17 protein-coding genes are annotated in these 21,707 nt (G+C 47.6%); 11 read left to right on the top strand and 6 right to left on the bottom strand.

Translation table 11 applies throughout. From position 1 onward, the window contains the following. Positions 1-9: 9 nt before the first annotated feature. Entirely contained in the window at positions 10-2,475 is a 2,466-nt protein-coding gene (locus B5X72_RS16945; RefSeq protein WP_079718108.1) for a TonB-dependent receptor, read from the bottom strand. 440 nt (positions 2,476-2,915) lie between these two features. Here B5X72_RS16945 and hemA point away from each other — a divergent pair, with 440 nt between their 5' ends. The 4 genes from hemA (at position 2,916) to hemL (ending at position 8,346) form a co-directional block, all read left to right on the top strand. Then, positions 2,916-4,157 carry a glutamyl-tRNA reductase gene (hemA, locus tag B5X72_RS16940; protein WP_079718107.1) on the top strand — a complete coding sequence of 414 codons (1,242 nt, stop codon included), beginning with the start codon at positions 2,916-2,918 and terminating at the stop codon, positions 4,155-4,157. Positions 4,158-4,257: 100 nt separating this feature from the next. Further along, positions 4,258-5,895: a hydroxymethylbilane synthase gene (gene hemC, locus B5X72_RS16935; protein WP_233632675.1), complete on the top strand. Its 1,638-nt coding sequence runs from the start codon at positions 4,258-4,260 to the stop codon at positions 5,893-5,895. 69 nt (positions 5,896-5,964) lie between these two features. Further along, positions 5,965-6,936, top strand: a complete 972-nt coding sequence (hemB, locus tag B5X72_RS16930; protein ID WP_079718106.1) for a porphobilinogen synthase — start codon at positions 5,965-5,967, stop codon at positions 6,934-6,936. Positions 6,937-6,966: 30 nt separating this feature from the next. Continuing rightward, positions 6,967-8,346 (top strand): glutamate-1-semialdehyde 2,1-aminomutase, encoded by a 1,380-nt coding sequence (gene hemL, locus B5X72_RS16925; protein WP_079718105.1) that lies wholly within the window; start codon positions 6,967-6,969, stop codon positions 8,344-8,346. A gap of 17 nt (positions 8,347-8,363) precedes the next feature. Here the strand turns inward: hemL and argC are convergent, their stop codons facing one another. Genes argC through B5X72_RS16910 form a run of 3 tightly spaced genes read right to left on the bottom strand, consistent with a single transcriptional unit; the run spans position 8,364 to position 11,307 of the window. Further along, positions 8,364-9,383 carry an N-acetyl-gamma-glutamyl-phosphate reductase gene (gene argC / locus B5X72_RS16920; protein WP_079718104.1) on the bottom strand — a complete coding sequence of 340 codons (1,020 nt, stop codon included), beginning with the start codon at positions 9,381-9,383 and terminating at the stop codon, positions 8,364-8,366. A gap of 2 nt (positions 9,384-9,385) precedes the next feature. After that, positions 9,386-10,576, bottom strand: coding sequence for an argininosuccinate synthase (gene argG, locus B5X72_RS16915; protein ID WP_245826977.1), 1,191 nt, complete (start codon positions 10,574-10,576; stop codon positions 9,386-9,388). A gap of 20 nt (positions 10,577-10,596) precedes the next feature. Next, complete coding sequence (locus tag B5X72_RS16910; protein WP_079718102.1) at positions 10,597-11,307, bottom strand: N-acetyltransferase; 711 nt, start codon at positions 11,305-11,307, stop codon at positions 10,597-10,599. A 419-nt stretch (positions 11,308-11,726) separates the two neighbouring features. Between B5X72_RS16910 and B5X72_RS16905 the strand changes: the two genes are divergently transcribed. Next, entirely contained in the window at positions 11,727-11,960 is a 234-nt protein-coding gene (locus tag B5X72_RS16905) for a hypothetical protein (RefSeq protein ID WP_079718101.1), read from the top strand. On the opposite strand, the gene B5X72_RS16900 is transcribed toward B5X72_RS16905, so the two are convergent. Further along, positions 11,950-14,073 (bottom strand): S9 family peptidase, encoded by a 2,124-nt coding sequence (locus B5X72_RS16900; RefSeq protein WP_245826975.1) that lies wholly within the window; start codon positions 14,071-14,073, stop codon positions 11,950-11,952. The two genes, B5X72_RS16905 and B5X72_RS16900, sit on opposite strands and share 11 nt — an antisense overlap. A 471-nt stretch (positions 14,074-14,544) precedes the next feature. Here B5X72_RS16900 and B5X72_RS16895 point away from each other — a divergent pair, with 471 nt between their 5' ends. The 6 genes from B5X72_RS16895 to lipA all read left to right on the top strand — a co-directional run bounded on the left by B5X72_RS16895 (position 14,545) and on the right by lipA (position 20,793). Then, the gene (locus B5X72_RS16895) at positions 14,545-16,173 is read left to right on the top strand and encodes a S8 family peptidase (protein ID WP_079718099.1); all 1,629 of its coding nucleotides are present in this window, start codon (positions 14,545-14,547) and stop codon (positions 16,171-16,173) included. An 86-nt stretch (positions 16,174-16,259) separates the two neighbouring features. Then, the gene (locus B5X72_RS16890) at positions 16,260-16,463 is read left to right on the top strand and encodes a hypothetical protein (RefSeq protein ID WP_139378750.1); all 204 of its coding nucleotides are present in this window, start codon (positions 16,260-16,262) and stop codon (positions 16,461-16,463) included. Positions 16,464-16,472: 9 nt separating this feature from the next. Further along, positions 16,473-17,150: an endonuclease III gene (gene nth / locus B5X72_RS16885; RefSeq protein WP_079718097.1), complete on the top strand. Its 678-nt coding sequence runs from the start codon at positions 16,473-16,475 to the stop codon at positions 17,148-17,150. 125 nt (positions 17,151-17,275) lie between these two features. Then, entirely contained in the window at positions 17,276-18,283 is a 1,008-nt protein-coding gene (gene recA, locus B5X72_RS16880) for a recombinase RecA (RefSeq protein ID WP_079718096.1), read from the top strand. A 53-nt stretch (positions 18,284-18,336) separates the two neighbouring features. Then, the gene (locus B5X72_RS16875; protein ID WP_079718095.1) at positions 18,337-19,794 is read left to right on the top strand and encodes a glycoside hydrolase family 76 protein; all 1,458 of its coding nucleotides are present in this window, start codon (positions 18,337-18,339) and stop codon (positions 19,792-19,794) included. A gap of 117 nt (positions 19,795-19,911) precedes the next feature. Beyond that, a complete protein-coding gene (gene lipA, locus B5X72_RS16870) occupies positions 19,912-20,793 on the top strand; it encodes a lipoyl synthase (RefSeq protein WP_079718094.1) in 882 nt (293 codons plus the stop codon). A gap of 11 nt (positions 20,794-20,804) precedes the next feature. On the opposite strand, the gene B5X72_RS16865 is transcribed toward lipA, so the two are convergent. After that, positions 20,805-21,686: a bestrophin family protein gene (locus tag B5X72_RS16865; RefSeq protein ID WP_079718093.1), complete on the bottom strand. Its 882-nt coding sequence runs from the start codon at positions 21,684-21,686 to the stop codon at positions 20,805-20,807. Positions 21,687-21,707: the final 21 nt, after the last annotated feature.

The raw sequence follows: 21,707 nt of genomic DNA, 5'->3' as shown, positions 1-21,707 counted from the left end.
CGCAAATCACTAAAACCGGAGATTCAATCCCAACAGAAAGTTAGCTGTCGCTTGTGGATAATAAAAATTGTAATCTATTCTATCGGTTTCGGACATATAGTATCCCCATGTATAACCGTTTGACGAATATCTTTCGTTAAAAACATTATTGATCAGTAACGTCATCCCGATATTTTTCAAATTCCACAAGGACGTATTGTAGGAAAGGCGGACATGATTAACCAAAAAGCCGTCAATGCTTCGACCTGCATGGCCCGTATTATCGAGGTATTGCCTCGATACATATTTAGACAACAATGCCAGTTCAGCGCGTTCCCATGGCTTAAAAAGCAGCTCGCTGGACGCCACCCAATCCGGCGAGAACGAAATGTCGGTGGTTTCATAAAAATTTTCCACGTCGCCCACCACTTCAATAAAATCCTTTATCTTGTTTTGGCTGTAAGCGAGCGTTGCCCCCCAGGTAAACCAACGTACCGGTGCCCATCTACCGTCAACCTCCAATCCGATGCGATAGCTATTATCAACGTTCCGGCGCAAAGTCGCTCCTACATCATTGAGCTGTCCGGTAAGTACCAACTGGTTCTTGTAAAGCATCGCATAGCCGTTTATACCAACATTAAATCGCGGCGATCGGATGCGATAGCCAGCTTCGATATCATGCAATTGCTCCGCTTTGGGTGTTTGATCAACAGGCCAATCAGTAAAATCGCTGCGGACCGGTTCTTTATTGGCCAAAGCATAGGAAACGTACACATTGCTTGCGGCCGACAAGTGATAGGTAAGCCCTACCTTAGGGTTCAAGAAATCAAAGGTAGCGTTCTGTGTAATGTCACGTAGGTCGTTATCTATACCCGCAATGGCGTAATCAATGTGCCGGTACTGGATATCCGCGAATAAAAACCATTTGCCCAGTTGATACGACGCTTTCGCATACGTATTAAAATCCTTTTTGGTTGCATCACCATCATAGTAGCGATAGGCCGTCCGGAATGCACCACGCGCACTAGGCGGGTACATCCCCCCTGTGGCCAATGGATACTGAGACCACACAATATCGCCATAATGCCCACCTTCGTACTGATTATACCCTCCACCCCAGGTCAGTTGGAGCCCCTGATGATTCTCAAACACCAGTGAATACGTACCACCGTAAAAATGATTATCCAACCACCGTTGGCGCACCAGATCGGTAGCTGTTATGGTGTTGCCTTCTATCACCACGGGAGGCAAACCATAATCGACATAGTCATCATTGTCCCTGAATTGCTCGTAATACCCTTTACCACGTGTATAATGCAACGCTGTGTTTAGTGTCAACCTTCCATTCAAGGCTGTGGAAAACAACAACTGATAATGGGTCTGTTGGTAATTATCGGTCTCGTTGTCGTACAGGTATTTGTTATACCGCCTGTCGGAGCGCAGCAAATTATTGCGCTCATCGTCGTTCAATCCATCGTCATCGGCATAGGCATTCATCGCCGCCACGTCTCCAGTGAGCCGCGATTCCGGCGTGCCATACCAGGCTTGGTATGTTTTCTCCCTGCCTCCAAACACATTCGCTCGAAGCAGGCTATTTTTGCCGTGCCAGGCACCTGAAAGAAAAAACGACTGTAAATCAGCGGTTGCCCGGTCGATGTAGCCATCACTTGTGATACGCGACAACCGCCCATCGAAACTAAACCGATCGTCAATAAGCCCTGTCCCAAGCCGTACGGTATTTTTCCATGAATTGTAGGAACCAAAAGAGTTGTCTAATTCGGCATATGGTTCAGCGTTGAGCGTATTGGTTTGGATGTTTAAGCTGGCACCAAAAGCCCCAGCACCATTGGTAGAAGTACCTACACCACGTTGTATCTGAATATTATCTATGGAGGAGGCAAAATCCGGCAGATTGACAAAAAAGGACCCCAAGCTTTCAGCGTCATTCAATGGGATACCATTGATTGTTACGTTCGTCCGCTGCGCGTCGCTTCCACGTATACGCATACTCGTGTACCCGATACCAGCCCCCGCGTCAGAAGAAATCACCACCCCCGGTGTCTGATCGAGCAGATAAGGAATATCTTGCCCCAGGTTATTTTTAGCGAGGTCCGCTTTACTTAGGTTTTTGTAGGTGGTAGCGGTATTTTCAGTGGCTCGTGTTGCCTGCACCACGACTTCTTCCGTCAGCAGCGTAGCCCGTTGCAGCTCAAGGTGGATCTGTTGCTCTTGATTGAGAACGACCTGCCGAACCACCGGCGTGTACCCCAGATGGCTGACGGTAATCGTGTATGCACCCGCTTTCACATTGCGGATGACAGCCTGGCCTTCTGCATCCGTCTGTCCTTGATAAATGGTTCCTTCCAAACGTACGGAGGCTCCGGGCATAGGCCTATCACTATCCGCATGCCGTACCTGTACAATGATGTTGTGCTGGGCGATAGAAACGCCCGCGTACGTAACTAGCGCAATCCCTGCGATTAATCTTTTAAACATTTGAAGTTGTATTTTAGTTAAACATTACTGCCATAAGGGGTCATAGCAGTCCCGTCATTTAACTTACCTTCCCTACGCCGGCATTATCCGGATCAGGTGCTTGGCACCATGGCGCCAATGGGTATGATCTCAGCCTTAATTCGTGTCTGCTTGAACAAACAAGGCACCCCTAATCGAATGGACAAATCTATGCTATTTTTTACGCTATAGCAAATTGTGTATTTTTGCTGTTAGTAAAAAAGAAAGATCTATTTTGGCAGTTTCTGGGCACAGGAGCTTTTTTGCTTTACGCGCGGGGCTTTTCGCCCGCTATGCCGGACAGGCGTGGCGACCGTTAATTTATAACCATTCTAAATATCTGTGTTTTACACGTTTCTGACACAGGTCAGAACATAGATGTTGTACTTTTGTTACCGGAAATTAGTGAGCATAGTACAACCTTGAAGAATCTCAAAGTCATAGCATTCACCCACAAGCATGTGGATCTGAAGGATTTAGGCAACCTTGTTATCTGCAACGAGGAGCTGGAGAGTCGGCTAATTAATCTTAAAAACAGCTTTGACATTCCTGAAATTTTTTATATCGGCACCTGCAACCGTGTGGAGTTTGTCTTTTATGGAGCACATGAACTAAAACCCGCGTTTGTCAAGGAGTTTATGCATAAGCTCAATTTCTGTGTCCCTTCCGAGCGGCTGGAGTGTTTTCTGGGGCAGGTAACCACATATGAAGGCCTAGACGCACTCAATCATCTGCTACGCATGTCTTGCTCTTTGGAAAGCTTAGTGGTGGGCGAAAAAGAAATCCTTGCCCAGGTGCGCAAAGCCTACGAGCGTTGCCGACAGAGTGGATTCACGGGCGACTTTTTACGGCTGGTGATGAACCGTTTAGTCAAGACAGCCAAAGAAGTGTATACACACACGCGGATATCCAGGAACCCCGTTTCAGTAGTTTCGCTTGCCTATCGTAAACTACGGGAAATGAAATTGCATGAAAATCCACGCATCCTGATTATCGGCGCAGGCGAAACCAATCAAAATATAGCCAAATACTTACAGAAGCATCGGTTTTCCAATTTTGTAGTATTCAACCGCACATTAGCAAACGCGCTCGCGTTGAGCACAGAGCTCAATGCCAAAGCTTACCCATTGAGTGAACTGGCGCATTACAAAGGTGGCTTCGACATCATGATTACCTGCACCGGTGCACCTGAAGCAATAGTAGACACCACCCTTTATCAATCACTTCTCAACGGAGAGACAGACAAAAAGGTTATTGTTGATTTAGCAATTCCAAACGATGTCCACCCCGATGTACTGCAACACTACCCGACCCACTACATCGAGGTAAGCAGTCTACAGGCCATAGCCTCCAAAAATCTACAGGAGCGCTATGAAGAACTTGCCCATGCAGAACGGATTATTGCCGAAAACATCCGCGAATTTATTCCAATATTAAAACAACGCCGCGTTGAACTCGCTATGCGTGAGGTACCTGAAAAAGTAAAGGAAATCCGTTCATTTGCACTCAATGAGGTCTTCGCTTCCGAGGTCAATGCACTGGATGCCAATTCGAGGCAGGTACTCGAAAAAGTCATTGATTATATGGAGAAAAAATACATCAAGGTACCTATGGTCATGGCGAAAGACATCTTGGTAAAAACAAACCAGATTGACATCAATTAAATTGGCTAATTTCTGCTATCTGCTCCTCTTTCATCCTCTCATGTTTATATTCTTTTAATATATCCGTTCGGGGTAATACTTTTATTCATTAAATTTGCTTATGCTAATAGAAGAACCCTTGGTAAATACTGCGGCAACAAGCACACAAAAAATTGATCGAACACTTATTATAGGTACCCGCGGTAGTGAGTTGGCGTTATGGCAGGCCAACTACATTAAAGACAGGTTGGCCGATATAGGTGTCCGTGCCGAGCTTAAAATTATCAAAACCCAGGGTGATATTGTACAGCATTTACGGTTAGACAAGCTGGAAGGGAAGGGTTTCTTCACAAAGGAATTGGAAGAAGAGTTATTGAGTGGAGGTATTGACTTAGCCGTTCACTCGCATAAAGATCTCCCCACATTGCACCCTGTTGGATTGACTATTGCAGCGGTGAGCTCCCGCGAAGACCCTGCTGAACTGCTCATTATTCACAAAGATTGCGTCGATCTCAAAAAAAGGCTGGCCCTAAAGCACAATGCCATTGTGGGCACTTCGTCAAACCGCCGAAAAGCCCAGCTATTGGCCATGCGTCCTGACCTTGAGTTTGACGACCTGCGGGGAAACGTGCTGACGCGCATTGAAAAGCTGCGTGATGAAAACTACGACGCCATCATGTTAGCCAAGGCCGGTCTTACCCGCATAGCTGCAGACTTAAGCGACTTTCATGTGGAAGAATTGCCTCCCGTGGAAATAATCCCCGCTCCGGCTCAAGGCGTATTGGCCGTACAAATCCGCGAAAGCGATAAAGCGCTATATCAGGTCCTGCAAGCTATTCATGATACCGAGGTAGCTGATACAATTGCCGTAGAACGCAAAGTATTAAACTTATTCGACGCGGGATGCCACGCACCCCTTGGTTGCTATTGCCGCAAGCAGCAGGGCAAGTACGAAGTGTGGACGTCGAAAGCGGATAGTGAGGACGAATTCCCGGATCGACTCTACCTTTCATCCGACAGTCCCGAAGGCTTAGCCGAACGGATTGCCGCTAAGTTTGATAAAAACCGGAAATTCCCTTCCCAGGTATTCATCACACGGGACATCTCAGCTGCAAGCTATTTTTACCGCGCTATGGCCAAGCATGGCATTGCAGTAGACGGCCGCTCCCTCATCCGGATATTTCCAATCATTAATAAACTCGATCCCTACATCCTGAAGTACGTAGACTGGATCTTCTTCGGCAGCAAAAATGGGATAGAAAACTTTTTCCGACTAGAACCACGGCTCAGCAAACGGACAAAATTTGCCGTTATCGGACGGGGTTCGGAGGAGATGCTACGACAATTTGGGCATGCTCCTGATTTTTCAGGAGAGCGGTTAGGCATAAATATGGAAGAAATTGCTACCGAATTTGCTAAGATAGCATCCGGAACCACGGTGCTCATCCCGCGAGCCAAGGATTCGCTTGAAACCATACAAAAATCATTAACCGCAGACACGAAAATCATCAATTTACCGGTATATCAAACCCGGATGGACACAAATGTAGACAAATCCAACGCAGATGTACTCATCTTCACCAGTCCAACTAATGTAGAAGCTTATTTTGCGGATAATTTAGTCGAACCGGGACAAAAAATCATCTGCATCGGACGCTCTACAGGTAAACGGATTGAAGAGCTGGGCCTTCCTTACACGCTTCCCTATTCACCGGACGAAATTGGGTTGGCCGAAGCGGTTTTTGGACTTGATTATTAATTTTGGAATTATAGCTGTACCTGATGCCCGGCACGGCTATAGCACACACAAAATAAAGATACTGAACACATGCTGATACGTCCTAGAAGGAACCGCAAATCGGCGGTTATACGTGATATGGTACAGGAGACACGACTAAGCGCCTCCAATCTGATATTCCCATTGTTTATCATCGACGGAAAGGATGTACAGACAGAGGTGGCGTCTATGCCAGGTATTTACCGATACTCCATTGATAGGTTACTACGGGAAGTGGAGGCGTGCTTGAACCTTGGATTACGTGCATTTGATCTGTTCCCCAATATTGACGAGGCACTGAAAGACAAATATGCGTCCGAAAGCTTACGGGAAGACAGCTTATACCTTCGGGCCATCCGTGAGGTAAAACAGCATTTCCCCGAGGCCTGCGTGGTCACGGACGTAGCGATGGATCCTTACAGCAGCGACGGACACGATGGCATTGTTGAAAATGGCGAAATCCTCAATGATGAAACCTTGGACATTCTGGCTAAGATGGCCTTGGCCCATGCACAGGCTGGCGCTGATATTATTGCCCCATCGGATATGATGGATGGCCGGATCGGCTATATCCGTAAGGTACTGGATGAAAACGGCTTCTCCAAGGTATCCCTCATGTCGTATACCGCAAAATATGCCAGCGCTTTTTATGGCCCCTTCCGTGATGCGCTGAATTCAGCCCCAAAGCACGGTGATAAAAAGACGTATCAAATGAATCCGGCAAATCAACGGGAAGCCTTGATAGAAGCCCACTTGGACACGCAAGAGGGTGCCGATTTCTTGATGGTAAAACCTGCGCTCCCCTATTTGGATGTCATCAAATTACTCAAAGACAATTTTGACCTACCAATTGCTGCATACAACGTAAGCGGGGAATACGCCATGATCAAGGCTTCTGCGCGCAACGGCTGGCTTGATGAGCAACGGGCCACGATGGAGGTGCTTATGGGTATACGGCGTGCGGGCGCCACCGCAATCCTCACCTACCATGCGAAGGAAGTGCTGGAAAAGAAATGGCTTTAGGGAATAAAGAAAAACACGATCATATTTATTATGCTGAATTCACTGAAAAAAGCTTTTGGCGGAAGCGATGACACCCGGCCATCAGCCGGAAAGAAAGGAGATATCTCACGGGAGAAGTCTGCAGAATTTTATGAAAAAGCCAAAAATTATTTCCCGGGCGGGGTTAACTCACCCGTGCGGGCATTCAAATCGGTTTACGGCACCCCGTTATTCATTGAACGTGGTGACGGTTGCTTCCTTTGGGATGCTGACGGGAACCAGTTTATCGATTTCTGTTGTTCATGGGGGCCTCTGATATTGGGCCACAATCACCCTAAAATACGCGAAAAGGTAACCAAAACGCTTGCGAAAGGATTAAGCTTCGGCGCCCCCACAGCACTGGAAAATGAGCTTGCCGAGCTTATACTCAAAAACAACAGGTACATTGAAAAAATACGCTTCGTCAGTTCGGGTACGGAGGCGGTGATGTCTGCCATTCGCCTGGCTCGTGGGTATACCGGGCGCGATAAGATTATCAAATTCGAAGGCTGCTACCATGGCCATTCCGACGCACTGCTGGTCAAAGCTGGATCGGGTTTGGTTACCTTTGGCGAAACCTCTTCGGCTGGTGTACCAAAGGCGTTTGCAGACGAAACGATTGTTATCCCCTTGAATGATAAGACGGCCTTGGAGACAGCCTTCGCGAACTTCAAAGAACAGATTGCAGCGGTCATCATCGAAGGAATCCCGTCAAACAATGGTTTACTTATCCAAGAAAGCGCGTACATACAATCCTTGAGGGATATCACCAAGGCAAACGGCAGCTTGCTCATTTTTGATGAGGTCATCACGGGCTTCCGTTTGGGATTTGAGGGCGCCGCTGCCCACTATGACGTACAGCCGGATATCATCACCTATGGCAAAATTATCGGAGGGGGGATGCCCGTCGGCGCATACGGTGCTTCAACCGAACTGATGCGCCTTATTTCGCCCGACGGCGGCGTTTATCAAGCGGGTACGCTTTCAGGCAATCCGGTTGCTATGGCAGCAGGAATAGCACAACTCACCGAATTGCGCACGAGCAACTTCTATAAAAATCTCAATACCAAAACCGAAGAATTTGCCGACGCTATCCAGCGATATGCCAAGGCTAAAAATTATCGGGTTAACGTGCTCAACGTAGGTTCAATCTTCTGGTTTGCGTTTACCGATAAAGCCCATATCCGGGCAGCCAGCGACATTGATCCAGCCAGCATGGAGTACTACAAAACCTTTCACCGCGAACTGCTCAATCGGGGCATTTACCTCGGCCCTTCGGGCTATGAGGTAGGATTCGTCTCCGCAGCTCATAGCAAAATTGAGCTTGAGAAGGCAAAACGCGCAATTTTTGAAAGCTTGGATGAAGTATTTCGGCATAAGCCCGCGGTTTGATCCGTAGGCTTATGCACTTAAAATGCCACGCTCTTCAATCGTAGGCCGGCCGTCTCTTCAAGGCCAAACAACAGGTTCATATTCTGCACGGCTTGGCCACTGGCTCCTTTAAGCAGGTTATCGATAATGCTTACGATAAACAGTTTATCGCCGTGCTGCTCCACATGCAGGAGGCATTTGTTTGTATTCACCACCTGTTTCAAATCGATAGCTTTCTTACTTACATGAGTAAACGGATGCGAGGCATAATATGCCTCATACAGCGCGTAAGCCTCGGTTTCACTAAGCTCGCTATCCAAATAAATGGCTGATAGAATACCTCGAGTAAAATCACCCCGTTGAGGGATCATATTGATTCGCTGTTGCGCCCTTTGCAGCAATGAGCTTCCGTCGGCCGGCAGGAAACCAGGCTGTAACGTTTCCAATGATTCTGTTATTTCTTGCAGGTGCTGATGGGTAAAGGCTTTGTAGACGGATAAGTTATTATTGCGCCAACTGAAATGCGAAGTCGCCGAAGGCTTTTGGCCCGCACCCGTAGCCCCCGTTGTCGCATTCACATGAACCTGATTCGGTAGCAGCCCGTTGGCAGCCAATGGTAGCAGCGCCAACTGGATACCCGTGGCAAAACACCCCGGGTTGGCAACATACCGTGCCGTACAAATGATTTCGCGTTGCAGTTCAGGCAAACCATACACAAAAGAAACACCTTGATAAACAGAGTTATCACTTAGTCGATAGTCTTGTGAAAGATCAACAATCCTCACGTGCGGCTCAATGACATTGGCTTCCAAAAATTTCCGGGCATCGCCATGGCCAACGCAGAGAAACAGCACATCGATATCGTTGTGGTGCATGTCGCTGAAGCGCAAATCCGTATCACCAAGTAAGTCCGTGTGCACGTCTGAAACCTTATTGCCCGCATTGCTCGCACTATGCGCAAATGCAATATCGACATAAGGATGATAAATCAGGATGCGCAACAGTTCGCCGCCTGTATATCCCGCCGAACCAATAATGCCTATTTTAAGTTTGGTCATGCTCACTGCTTTTCGTTCACCTTGTGCCAAATAGACACTTGATTGCCAAATATCTTGGAGAATCCTTTTACATCATCACCGGACCAAGTATTATTCATTTCACCATAGCTTCCAAATTTATTGGACATGAGGTCATGCGGCGATTCAACACCTATTACAACAAACCGATATGGATGCAATTCGACGAAGACCTTACCGGTTACGGTTTGTTGAGCGCTTTGCAAGAATGCCTCAATATCTCGCATCACTGGATCATGCATCTGCCCTTCGTGCATCCAATTGCCGTAAAACGCCCCCAGTTGATCTTTCCAGCTCAATTGCCATTTAGTAAGTGTATGTTTCTCCAGCGTATGATGCGCCTTAATGATAACCAAAGGCGCAGCCGCTTCGAATCCTACGCGGCCTTTGATACCAATAATGGTGTCGCCCACGTGGATATCCCGTCCAATGCCATACGGCTGAGCGATGGCCTGCAGTTCTTGTATGACCTTCACAGGACCGATACGGTTGCCATCCAATGCCACCGGCTCGCCTCTTTCGAAATCAATGGTCACGCGGCGGGGCGTCTCGGAAGTCACCGGTGTAGGCCAAGCTTCCTCAGGCAAGGTTTCATGCGAAGTGAGTGTCTCTTTCCCGCCTACAGAAGTACCCCAGATACCTTTATTAATGGAATAGCGTGCCTTTTCAGCATTAAACGCAACACCGTGCTTATGTAAGTATTCGATTTCTTCCTCCCGGCTCAGCTTTAGATCACGTATCGGTGTGATGATCGCCACCTCGGGGATGAGGGTATTGAAAATCATATCAAACCGCACCTGGTCATTGCCCGCACCGGTACTGCCATGGGCCACATATTCTGCACCGATTTTCTTGGCATAGTTGGCAATAGCGGTAGCCTGACTCACCCGTTCGGCGCTCACAGAAAGCGGATAAGTGGCATTTTTCAACACATTGCCGAAAATAAGGTATTTAATGCTGCTGTCGTAATAGTTTTGTGTCTCGTCTACCACGGCATGTGACTTTACGCCAAGGGAATACGCCCGCTGTTCAATTTGAGCGAGCTCATCCCCAGAGAATCCGCCTGTGTTGACAACGACCGAATGGACCTCCAGCCCCAGATCCTTTGACAAATAAATACAACAAAACGAGGTGTCGAGTCCTCCACTGAATGCTAATACGACTTTCTTCATTATTATTTTAGTAAATGATGTAACTATACCGTTCTTGGATGCCGGGCTATAAAAGCCGTAATCATCTTCTTGGTGGATTTCCACAATTTCGCTTCTATCCGTTTTAAAAGCGACGACTTCTTGGTAATCTGTTTCAGCCGTTCCTTCGCCTTCGCCTTCATTTCGATCCGTTCGCGCAATTCCCTTTCTTTTTCTACCGGATCCCAAAGCATGGCTGTACACATGCAATTTTTGCGCTGCTTGCCCGTGAGAATATCATAATTAACACAACTTTGGCAGCCTTTCCAAAACTCTTCATCTTGTGTAAGCTCGGAATATGTCACTGGCTCGTATCCCAGTTCTGAATTGATTTTCATTACCGCCAATCCGGTAGTAAGCCCAAATATCTTCGCTTTGGGATATTTCTCCCTGGAGAGGTCGAAGATACGTTTTTTTATGGCCTTTGCCAACCCTACCTTCCGGAATTGGGGATTAACTACCAGCCCTGAATTGGCCACAAAGTCGCCGTGGCTCCAGGTTTCGATATAACAAAAGCCAGCCCAGGCTTTGTCTGATTTGCGCAGCGCTATCACTGCCTTCCCCTCCCGCATCTTGTTTGCTACGTACTCCGGACTGCGGCGAGCAATACCAGTCCCCCTGGCTTTTGCCGATTCGGCCATTTCATCGCAAATCTGTTGGGCATAACCAACATGCTGTTCGGTTGCAGGAATTACCAAAAAATCTGAAAGTTCCATTGAATAAGGACCTCAAAAACTGAAAACAGCCAACCGAAGTTGTGTGTCTTCCATGATGTAAAAAAACGCTAAAAATCATTGATGATGTACAGCTATCGGACCTAATACTGTACGTTTTTCGGAAGGGATGCCCCACTATTAAGCCCGGGGCAATATGGGTCGTCGGAATCGAAGCACCGGTCGTTCGGCGGTTGATTTTTCACACAAAAAACACATCGTGTGGCGCTGAAAGCACGACACGGTAGGCGCTGCGATTATAGTTTTTGTGTTCATCGTTAAAGCTATTACAGCCTTGCTGCAATTTGGGTGCCAAATATAAGCTTTTTTTCTTTAACCAAATATTTTTTAACGATTAATAGCTGTTTTAACATTTACCAATATTTGCAAACCATAGGTTTTCTTCCGACCTTTGTGGCATTATGACTGGAACCAGTTGGTTTTTTATCGTTATTTTCGCTATACCACTCATCGCCTTTCTCATCTGGTTGATGAAGCAGGACAGGCGCAAGGGAATCTGGGGGATCATCATTATCGTCATCCTCGCCGCAGGTGCCATATTCGCCTCTTCAAGAGCGAGCAGAAATGCCGTACAGAATTTCGAGATGCGAAAAAAAGAAGCGCAGGAAAAAAACACATCCTCGTCTACTCCCTAACCCCTTCCAGTGCCAACAGGAACGCGTATTCCAAGGCCACTTCCTTAAGGTAATCAAACCGTCCGGATGCGCCACCGTGCCCAAAGTCCATTTCGGTTTTCAGGAGGAGCACATTATTATCGGTCTTCATCGCGCGTAGCTTAGCTACCCACTTAGCAGGCTCAAAGTACTGAACCTGGCTATCATGCAAGCCGGTAGTCACCAATATGTTGGGATAGTTCTTGGCCGCTATGTTTTCGTAAGGGGAATAGCTTTTCATATATAGGTATGCTTCTTCATCGTTGGGATTTCCCCATTCGTCATACTCGTTGGTTGTCAATGGTATGGTTTCGTCAAGCATGGTGTTGACTACATCCACAAACGGAACCTGTGCGACGATACCATGCCATAGGTCGGGTGCCATGTTCACTACAGCCCCCATCAATAGTCCGCCCGCACTGCCTCCCATCGCATACAGATGTTCGGGGGCAGTATACCGCTCCGCCACCAGAAACCGGCCACACGCAATAAAATCGGTAAATGTATTTTTCTTTTTTAGCATCTTGCCGTCTTCGTACCATTGCCTGCCCATTTCCTGTCCGCCCCGTATATGAGCAATCGCATAGACAAATCCTCTATCCAACAAGCTCAACCGCGCAGCGCTGAACGATGGATCCATCGTGGCTCCGTACGAGCCGTATCCATACAATAGCAATGGAGCGTTGCCATCCTTTCTCACCCCTTTTTTGTACACCAGCGAGATAGGCACCCGCGTACCGTCCTCGGCGGGAGCATACAAGCGCTCGGTCACATAATCCGCCACATTATAACCCCCGACTACCTCTTGTTGTTTCAGCAGCCTCTTTTCTCGCATATTCATGTCATAATCGTATGTAGACGAAGGCGTGGTAAGTGAGGTATAGCCATAGCGAAGTGTAGCCGTTTCATACGCGGGATTAGCGGATACGTAAGCCGTATAGGCCTCCTCCCCGAAATCCAAGTAATGCGCTGTGCCGTCTCTCAAATTTCGGATAGCCAACTGAACAAGCCCATTCTTACGTTCGGACACCACCAAAAAATCCTTAAACTCCTCCACATCCTCCAACAGCACATCCTCCCGGTGAGGGATTACCTCCTGCCAGTCTTCTACTCCAGTGCGATCCAATGGACACTCCATCAGCTTAAAGTTCTGAGCATGGTGGTTGGTCACAATGAGAAACCGATCTTCCAACGCCGTCACACTGTATAGCACATCCTTCATACGGGGTTGAAACACCTTAAAGGTACCTGCCGGATTATCCGCCTCCAAATAACGGATTTCGGATGACAGCGTACCCCCGGAGTATATATAAATAAATCTATTTGACTTGGCTTTGGCTACCCCGATATAGTTTGTATTGTCCCGCTCGTGATATACTGTAACGTCTTCTTTGCTATCGGTACCCAAGGCATGCCGCATAATCTTCTCCGTAAGCAACGTAGACGGATTGTTTTTTGTATAAAAAAGTGTCCGGTTATCATTAGCCCATACAGACCCGCCCGACGTACCGGAAATCACGTCTTCCAAGATTTCACCGGTCTCCAAATTTTTGACATAAAGGGTATACTGACGCCGCGACACGGTATCCACACCATAAGCAAGCAACTTGTTATCTGGACTAACATTGAAGCCTCCTGCTGCATAATACGGGTATCCTTCGGCCATGGCATCGATATCAAGGAGCACCTCTTCGGACGCATCCAGCGAGCCCTTTTTCCGGCAGTATTTGAAGTACTGCTTACCTTCTTCGGTACGGGTGTAATAATAATAGCCATTTTTGAAGTATGGCACGGATTCATCTTGCTCCTTGATGCGGCCTTTCATTTCGTCGAATAGCTTTGCCTGCAACGGCTCGGTATCCTTCATCATTGTATCGGTGTACTGATTCTCCGCTTCGAGGTAGGCAATAACGGCTGCCGAATCGGGCCCCTTTTTGAAATAATCGTTCAGCCAGAAATAATTATCAATCACCGTATCCCCATGTAGTGTACGGACATGCGGCTTTATGTCCGCCACAGGCGCATCGGCATCAGGCCATTCATACGGTGTCCGACTAATTTTGGTTTGGGTACAAGCGGAAGCTATTGTGCTCATTAGCAACATATAAATAATTTTAGTATCCATGAGAGTAAAAGCTAATAATAAACCAATGTGAAACAACTATTCGCAAAGTGTGGAGCGGCACACCCAGACACGTTAGGAAAAACGGTAGCACAGTTGTCAAATAAGATGCTTTGTTCACACGGTGGTTACTCCAATACAAACTAAGATAAAATTGCTTTTTTTAACAAGTGTTTGTTTTCTTTTGTGTTTATGCGTTTGCCTGATACTGCTCTCCAACCACCGCTGAAGAATAAGTTTTATGATGATCTGGAATAAATTCTCATTAATGGATTAAACTTTTTCCCCCGATACCTATCAAAATGAGACGATTCGCGTCTTTGTTAGGTAAGTTGCCGGCCGCTTGTCCGCCATTGAACAGCTTACCGCAAAAGATGAATTTTAATCATTACGTCGCGGCAATAAACAGTATATTTGCCCGCACACTTTAAAAGAAACCACTGTATGGCGTTCCACAAATTGCTCAATGCATTTTTCATCATTCTGTTACCCCTTTTTTCTTTCGGACAAACAAAAAATACGCCGCCTGCCAATTGGTTCAATCTGGATTATGAGCAAGATGGGGTTATGGGTATTAGCACTGAGAAAGCTTATGAGCAGTTACTGAAAGACAAAAAAAGCACCCCCATAATTGTCGCCGTGATTGACGGCGGTGTAGATGTCAATCACGAAGATCTTAAAGATATCATCTGGATAAACGAAAAAGACAGTACGATCACCGGTGTTGATGAAGACGGCAATGGCTACATCAACGACAAGCATGGATGGAATTTTTTGGGCAATGCCAACGGTGAAAACGTGCAATATGACAATTTGGAGGTAACACGCTTGGTGAGGGAACTGGAGCCTAAGTACGTATCCGTGCTGCCCACTACCCCCATGAGCGGAGAAGAACGCAGGGAATTCCAGGAATACCAAAAAATGGTCACTTACTATGCCAACAAAATGCAGGAAGCACGGTTCGGGCAGATTAGTTACACCGGCTTGAAACGTACAATCGATACGATGGTGGCCCGGATGGGCAAGGAAAACCCGACGCTTGCTGACTTTGACAACTATCGACCCGAAGGGGATTTCGAAAAGATGGCATTGAAAATTGTCCGTAAAGAACTGAAAGACAAGCCTGATTTCAATAAATTTTATGAAGAGCTCGAAGAGGGGGTTACCCACTTCAATAACCAAGTCAACTACCACCTCAACAAAGAGTACGACTCCCGTCCTATTGTAGGCGATGACTATGAAAACAGTCGTGAACGCTATTACGGCAATCCCGACGTCATTGGTCCGGACGCCGATCACGGCACCCATGTGGCCGGTATCATTGGAGCGATACGCAATAATGACATGGGCATCAAAGGCGTGGCGGATGATGTGCGCATCATGGTGCTACGCACTGTACCTGATGGAGACGAACGTGACAAGGACGTAGCCAATTCCATCCGGTATGCGGTGGAAAATGGCGCAAAAGTCATCAATATGAGTTTTGGCAAAGCATTCGCCAAAGACAAGCAGGTGGTGGATGACGCTGTGCAGTTTGCCATGGAAAATGATGTACTTCTTGTCCACGCAGCTGGCAACGAAGGCCAGGATAACGACGCCAATCCCAACTTTCCCAACCGCAATTACGTCGACAGCCTGGGCATCAATAAAGGAGAAGCCGACGCATGGATAGAAGTAGGCGCTAGCCACTGGAAAAATGACGGGAATCTGATCGCTTCGTTCTCCAACTATGGCCGCCGATCAGTTGATGTATTTGCTCCCGGTGTCGATATCCACTCGACCATGCCTGGCTCGACCTACAAGGACCAGCAGGGCACCAGCATGGCTGCTCCCGTGGTAGCCGGGCTTGCGGCGCTAATACGCTCCTACTATCCGCAGCTTCCAGCAGTGGAGGTGAAGCGCATTATCATGCAGTCTGTCACACGCGTAGACCAGCGGGTAAAAGTAACCGGACCCGACGGCCGGAGCATGCGGGTGTCCATGAATGAAATTTGCGTAACAGGTGGTATCGTAAATGCATATAAGGCACTCCAGCTCGCTGCTGAAAAAGCCGCAGAACCCGCTAATAAATAGCAAAATTTCCCAGACCATCACCAAGCATCATACTAATACGCTGTTTATGGCGTTATAATGTACGTATGACTTATTGATTGATGCTTATGACAGAAACTTATACCACGAAAATCCCTACCCAGGGAATCATCAAAAAATTAGACAAGGAAAACATCCGGCTGGATTTTGATGACGAATTGCTCTATGATCTGATAAAAGGCCAGATGGATGCACTTCTACGTCAACCACATGCCCGGAGCATCAGCAAAATCACCTCCTACTCTAAGGCCAGGCGTACGCCATTGATATGAGAAACAGCAATGCTCAAGAAGGAACGGTACCGGGCCTTTGTTGCCCATTTTTCTACTCATAATCCAGATGCTCAGACCGAATTGAATTATAGCAATCCCTATGAATTGCTCGTAGCAGTGATCCTTTCCGCGCAATGCACGGACAAACGAATCAATCAGGTAACGCCTGCGTTGTTCAGCCGTTTTCCTGACGTCGAAAGCCTCGCCGCAAGTTCTCCGGATGAAGTCTACACATATATCCGAAGTGTAAGTTATCCAAACAACAAAGCGAAACACTTGGTGGGAATGGCACAAAAGCTGATAAGTGATTTCGGTGGCGTTGTACCACAAAAGATAGAAGACCTTCAAAAGCTCCCTGGTGTAGGCCGTAAAACCGCCAACGTTATTGCATCCGTGATCTACCACGCCCCGGCTATCGCCGTGGATACACATGTGTTTCGGGTAGCCAATCGTATCGGACTTACCGATAACGCCAAGACTCCACTCGCCGTTGAAAAACAATTGGTCAAATATTTACCGAAAGACACTTTGGCAATTGCCCACCATTGGTTAATTTTACATGGCCGATATATCTGTATAGCCCGGAAGCCCAAATGTGAGGAATGCCCCATTACATGGATGTGCCGGTACTATGAGAAAGTTGGCAGGTTAGCAGACCAGAAGACATTTCAAAATCGAGAAGATTGAATGTCCCAGAACCCGGTGCAGCCGTAGCCGAATAATAACGGCGACCAGCCGTCAACAAAAAAAACGAAAAAAATTAGTATATAATCCGAATAAATTTTACCTTTGACTGAATAATTACTAAAACTATGAGCAACCAAGATAAATTAAAGGCGCTACAGCTTACTTTAGATAAACTGGAGAAATCGTACGGGAAGGGCACGATCATGAAGTTGGGTGATTCTGCAGTTGAGCCTATAGATGCCATATCCACCGGTTCCATCGGGCTAGATATTGCCTTAGGTATCGGCGGTGTGCCGAAAGGCAGGGTCATCGAAATATATGGTCCTGAATCTTCCGGTAAAACAACGTTGGCCACACACATCATCGCCGAATCTCAGAAAAAAGGTGGTATTGCTGCCATCATTGATGCGGAGCATGCGTTCGACAAATATTACGCGAAAAAGCTGGGTGTAGACATTGAAAACTTATTGATTTCCCAGCCTGACAATGGCGAACAAGCATTGGAAATTGCTGACAACTTAATCCGCTCCGGAGCTATCGATGTTATCGTCATAGACTCTGTCGCTGCCCTTGTACCCAAAGGTGAAATTGAGGGCGAGATGGGCGACTCCAAGGTAGGACTCCAAGCCCGTTTGATGTCCCAGGCCCTACGTAAGCTTACCGGCACGATTTCCAAGACAAACTGCTGCTGCATCTTCATCAACCAATTGCGCGAAAAAATCGGTGTCATGTTTGGTAACCCGGAAACAACCACCGGTGGTAACGCCCTCAAATTTTACGCCTCAGTGCGTTTAGACATCCGTCGCATGGCGCAAATTAAGGATGCAGATGAAGTAGCCGGCAATCGGGTAAAAGTAAAGATTGTAAAGAACAAAGTAGCTCCCCCATTCCGTGTCGCCGAGTTTGATATCTTGTTTGGCGAAGGCATCTCCAAAGCCGGCGAAATCATTGATTTAGGGGTAGACTTCAATATTATCAAAAAATCCGGATCCTGGTTTAGTTATGGCGACACCAAACTCGGGCAGGGACGCGACGCCGTGAAGAATTTGCTCCTTGACAATCCGGATTTAATGGATGAACTGGAAACAAAAATCAAAGCGGAAGTAACCGCTGAAAAACTAGAGGAGCTATAAAGCTCCTTTTTTGTTTCCCCAAGGGTACTGCGTGACTTACAAAACTAAAAAACATGAAATCGCTAATACTCTTATATTTGTCACTTACATTAGCCTCGGTTACCTGTAGTGACGGTCCAAGCAGTTGGGAAAACCAAGGCCCTGCCGGCGATGACGGGAATATGACTGATACCGCCAACGCCGATATTTCGGGGCGAAATTTAATGCGCGCCATCGAAATCGCCGATGAGGCCGTTGCTCGTTACTTCAGCGGCGACGACATGGCCATGGCACGGTTCTACAATCCCTATACCGACGTACGTTCGGAGGAAAAAGGAAGTGTATGGATGTACACGGCTGCAATAGAAGCCGTCAATGCCATCCTGCATGCGTTGGAGACGCAACAGGCACAGGGGCAGCATGCACGTTATGATGCGCACTTCGGGCGTTATTGCAATCTGCTCCACCGGCTGTATGACAACTTGGCCTACTACCAGGGCACCTTCGAACTGACTTCATTTACCCAAACCCGCGAATGGTCGGTCTATGGCGTGCATCGTTCCTCCAGCAAGGGTACCGCCAACGTTGCCGGTATCGAGAATGTATACGACGACCAGCAATGGCTGGTCAGGGAGCTACTACATTCCTATCAGCTCACCGGAGAACCCCGATATCTTGAGCAAGCTGAATACCTGACAAGCTACGTGTTGGATGGGTGGGACTGCACACGCGATGAATCGGGCGAGGAGCATGGTGGTATCCCATGGGGTCCCGGCTATACCACCAAACATGCCTGTAGCAACGGTCCCTTTATTAGCTCGTTGGTATGGCTACATGAACGATATGCCGACAATAACGAAGAAATTACCCACCGCTACATCGGCACTAACGGTAACCGTGAAACAAAGGCGATGAAAAAGAGCGACTACTACCTACAGTTTGCGGAAGCCGTGTATGCCTGGCAAAAAAAACACCTGCTACGGAACGATGGTGTGTATGACGACTTTTTAGGAGGCTGCAGAAATTGTGAAATCACCTACGAAATAAATAATGGCGTTCGATACCGTGCCAACACGCCTTTGACCGACCGCGTGGGGCCACCATATTCCTACAACACAGGGGCGATACTCTCCGGCGCAGTAGATCTTTACCGTGTAACCCAAAAAGCAACTTACCTGGATGACCTAAAGAGCCTGTCCGACAACAGTTTTTGGCACTTCGCCAAGATGAGCGAAACACTACCTGGATATTACGTATACGACGTAAGCGGTTTCAACAACTGGTTCAATGGGGTACTTATGCGTGCGTATGTAGCGGCTTATCCCTTTTATGACCAAGTTGGCCCGTATATCAATACATATCAGCAAAACCTTGACTACGGGTACGACAATTTCCTGCATAACGGCTTACTGCCTCCCGACCTGCTGCAGGGATGGAATGAAGACAACCACAACGTTGAAGGGATGTTTGAGTTTGCCTTTGCGGCAGAATATGCCCTGCTTGCAGGGTATGAGTCGACAAAGGAAAATTAAACAATCTGTGCAAGGGCGGCGGGCTAACGTGCCGATGTTTGCTTACCGAATGTCAGAATATCGGGCACCGGGGAGTAGGTATAGACAATTTCAAGATTAATCCCTAACTTTGCCTTTATGATTGAACTTCCCGTCATTCCAGCAAACCAATTGCAACGTAAGCCCGATTGGTTGCGCGTAAAGCTACCGGTAGGTAAAGAATACAGGCATGTGCGCGGATTGGTAGACGAACACAAACTCCATACCATCTGCGAGAGTGGCAACTGCCCCAATATGGGTGAGTGCTGGGGCGCCGGCACGGCCACCTTCATGATATTGGGCAACATCTGTACCCGCTCTTGTTCATTCTGTGCCGTCGCTACGGGACGGCCCTTGGCGGTTGATTGGGATGAGCCCAACCGGGTGGCTCAATCGGTGAAACTCATGCAGGTGAAGCATTGTGTGATCACTTCGGTGGACCGCGATGACCTCAAAGACGGGGGTTCCACCATTTGGGCCGAGACCGTCAATGCCATCCGCCGCGAAAGCCCCGGCACTACGCTGGAAACCCTCATCCCCGATTTCAAAGGCAACTGGGAAAACCTGGAACGCGTGCTGGCCGTGCGGCCTGAAGTGGTATCGCATAACCTCGAGACTGTACGCCGTCTTACCCGCGAGGTGCGGATACAGGCCAAGTACGACCGAAGCTTGGATTGCCTACGCCGCATCGCCGCTGCCGGGCTGCGTACCAAATCCGGTATCATGCTCGGTTTCGGCGAGACAGAATCTGATGTCATCGAGGCGATGACCGACCTCTATGAAGCGGGCGTGCATATTCTCACCCTTGGTCAATACCTGCAGCCCACCAAGGCACACCATCCCGTGGTGGAGTGGATTACTCCCGACCAGTTCAAGTATTATCAAGAAGTCGGATTACGGATGGGCTTTAAGTACGTAGAAAGTGGTCCGTTGGTACGATCGTCCTACCACGCAGAGAAACACCTGTTTGATATGCAATGAGCGGTCGTCCCTCAGCGGATAATCTCTTCTATATGTTTACGGATATTCTCTCCCATTTTGTCAATGGGTAGGTCGTCGGGATCTTCCCCAAACGGATCTTCAATGGATTCGGCGATAATTTCCAATGATGCCATCACGTAAAAGACAAATGGCACCGCGGCAATAACGAAATACCCCATGGAAAACACATAACCCAGCGGTAGGGTAACGACGTAGAGGATGATAAACTTCTTGATAAACGAGCTGTATGACCAGGGTATGGGCGTATTTTTGATCCGCTCACAAGCGCCGCAAATATCGGTCAGCGCCAACAACTCGTTGTTAACCACAATCAATTGGTCGCCGGTAAGCAAACCTTCCTTATACAGACGATTCGTACGGGTGTACAGCAGCGCAGCCACCTGATTCGGCCCATGCTTGCGGCTGTCCAGCACTTCAAATTCGGAGTGGTATTTTTCATCGAGCATAAACTTCGTCCTATTTGAACGCAGATGCTCAAACAGCGTATGGGCGTACATAGCAATGGTTTTCCGGAAAAAATCCCGGTTGGCCTCATCTTGTGGTGTAAGGAAGGCATTTAACTTAATGGCCATGTTGCGGCTCGCGTTGGTCAATGCTCCCCATTGCTTCCGTGCCTCCCACCAGCGATCATATGCTGTATTAGTACGAAAGACCAGCAGGATAGACATAACAAACCCCAATAGATTGTGCAAAATCGTGATGTTTCTTACCCAGCTCCGCTCGGACAGTTTTAAATACTCGAGTTCCCAATAGGCAATTCCCCATGAATACAGACCCATCAGTAGCAGCAACGGGAATAGTTTGCGTATCGTATCGGACTTATGCAACGTAAACGTAGCATGAAACCAGTCTTTGGAACTATAAACAATCATAACGCAAACATAACGAATTGG

Source organism: Parapedobacter luteus (assembly GCF_900168055.1).
GTDB lineage: Bacteria > Bacteroidota > Bacteroidia > Sphingobacteriales > Sphingobacteriaceae > Parapedobacter > Parapedobacter luteus.
This window is presented reverse-complemented; position numbering and strand designations above follow the sequence as displayed.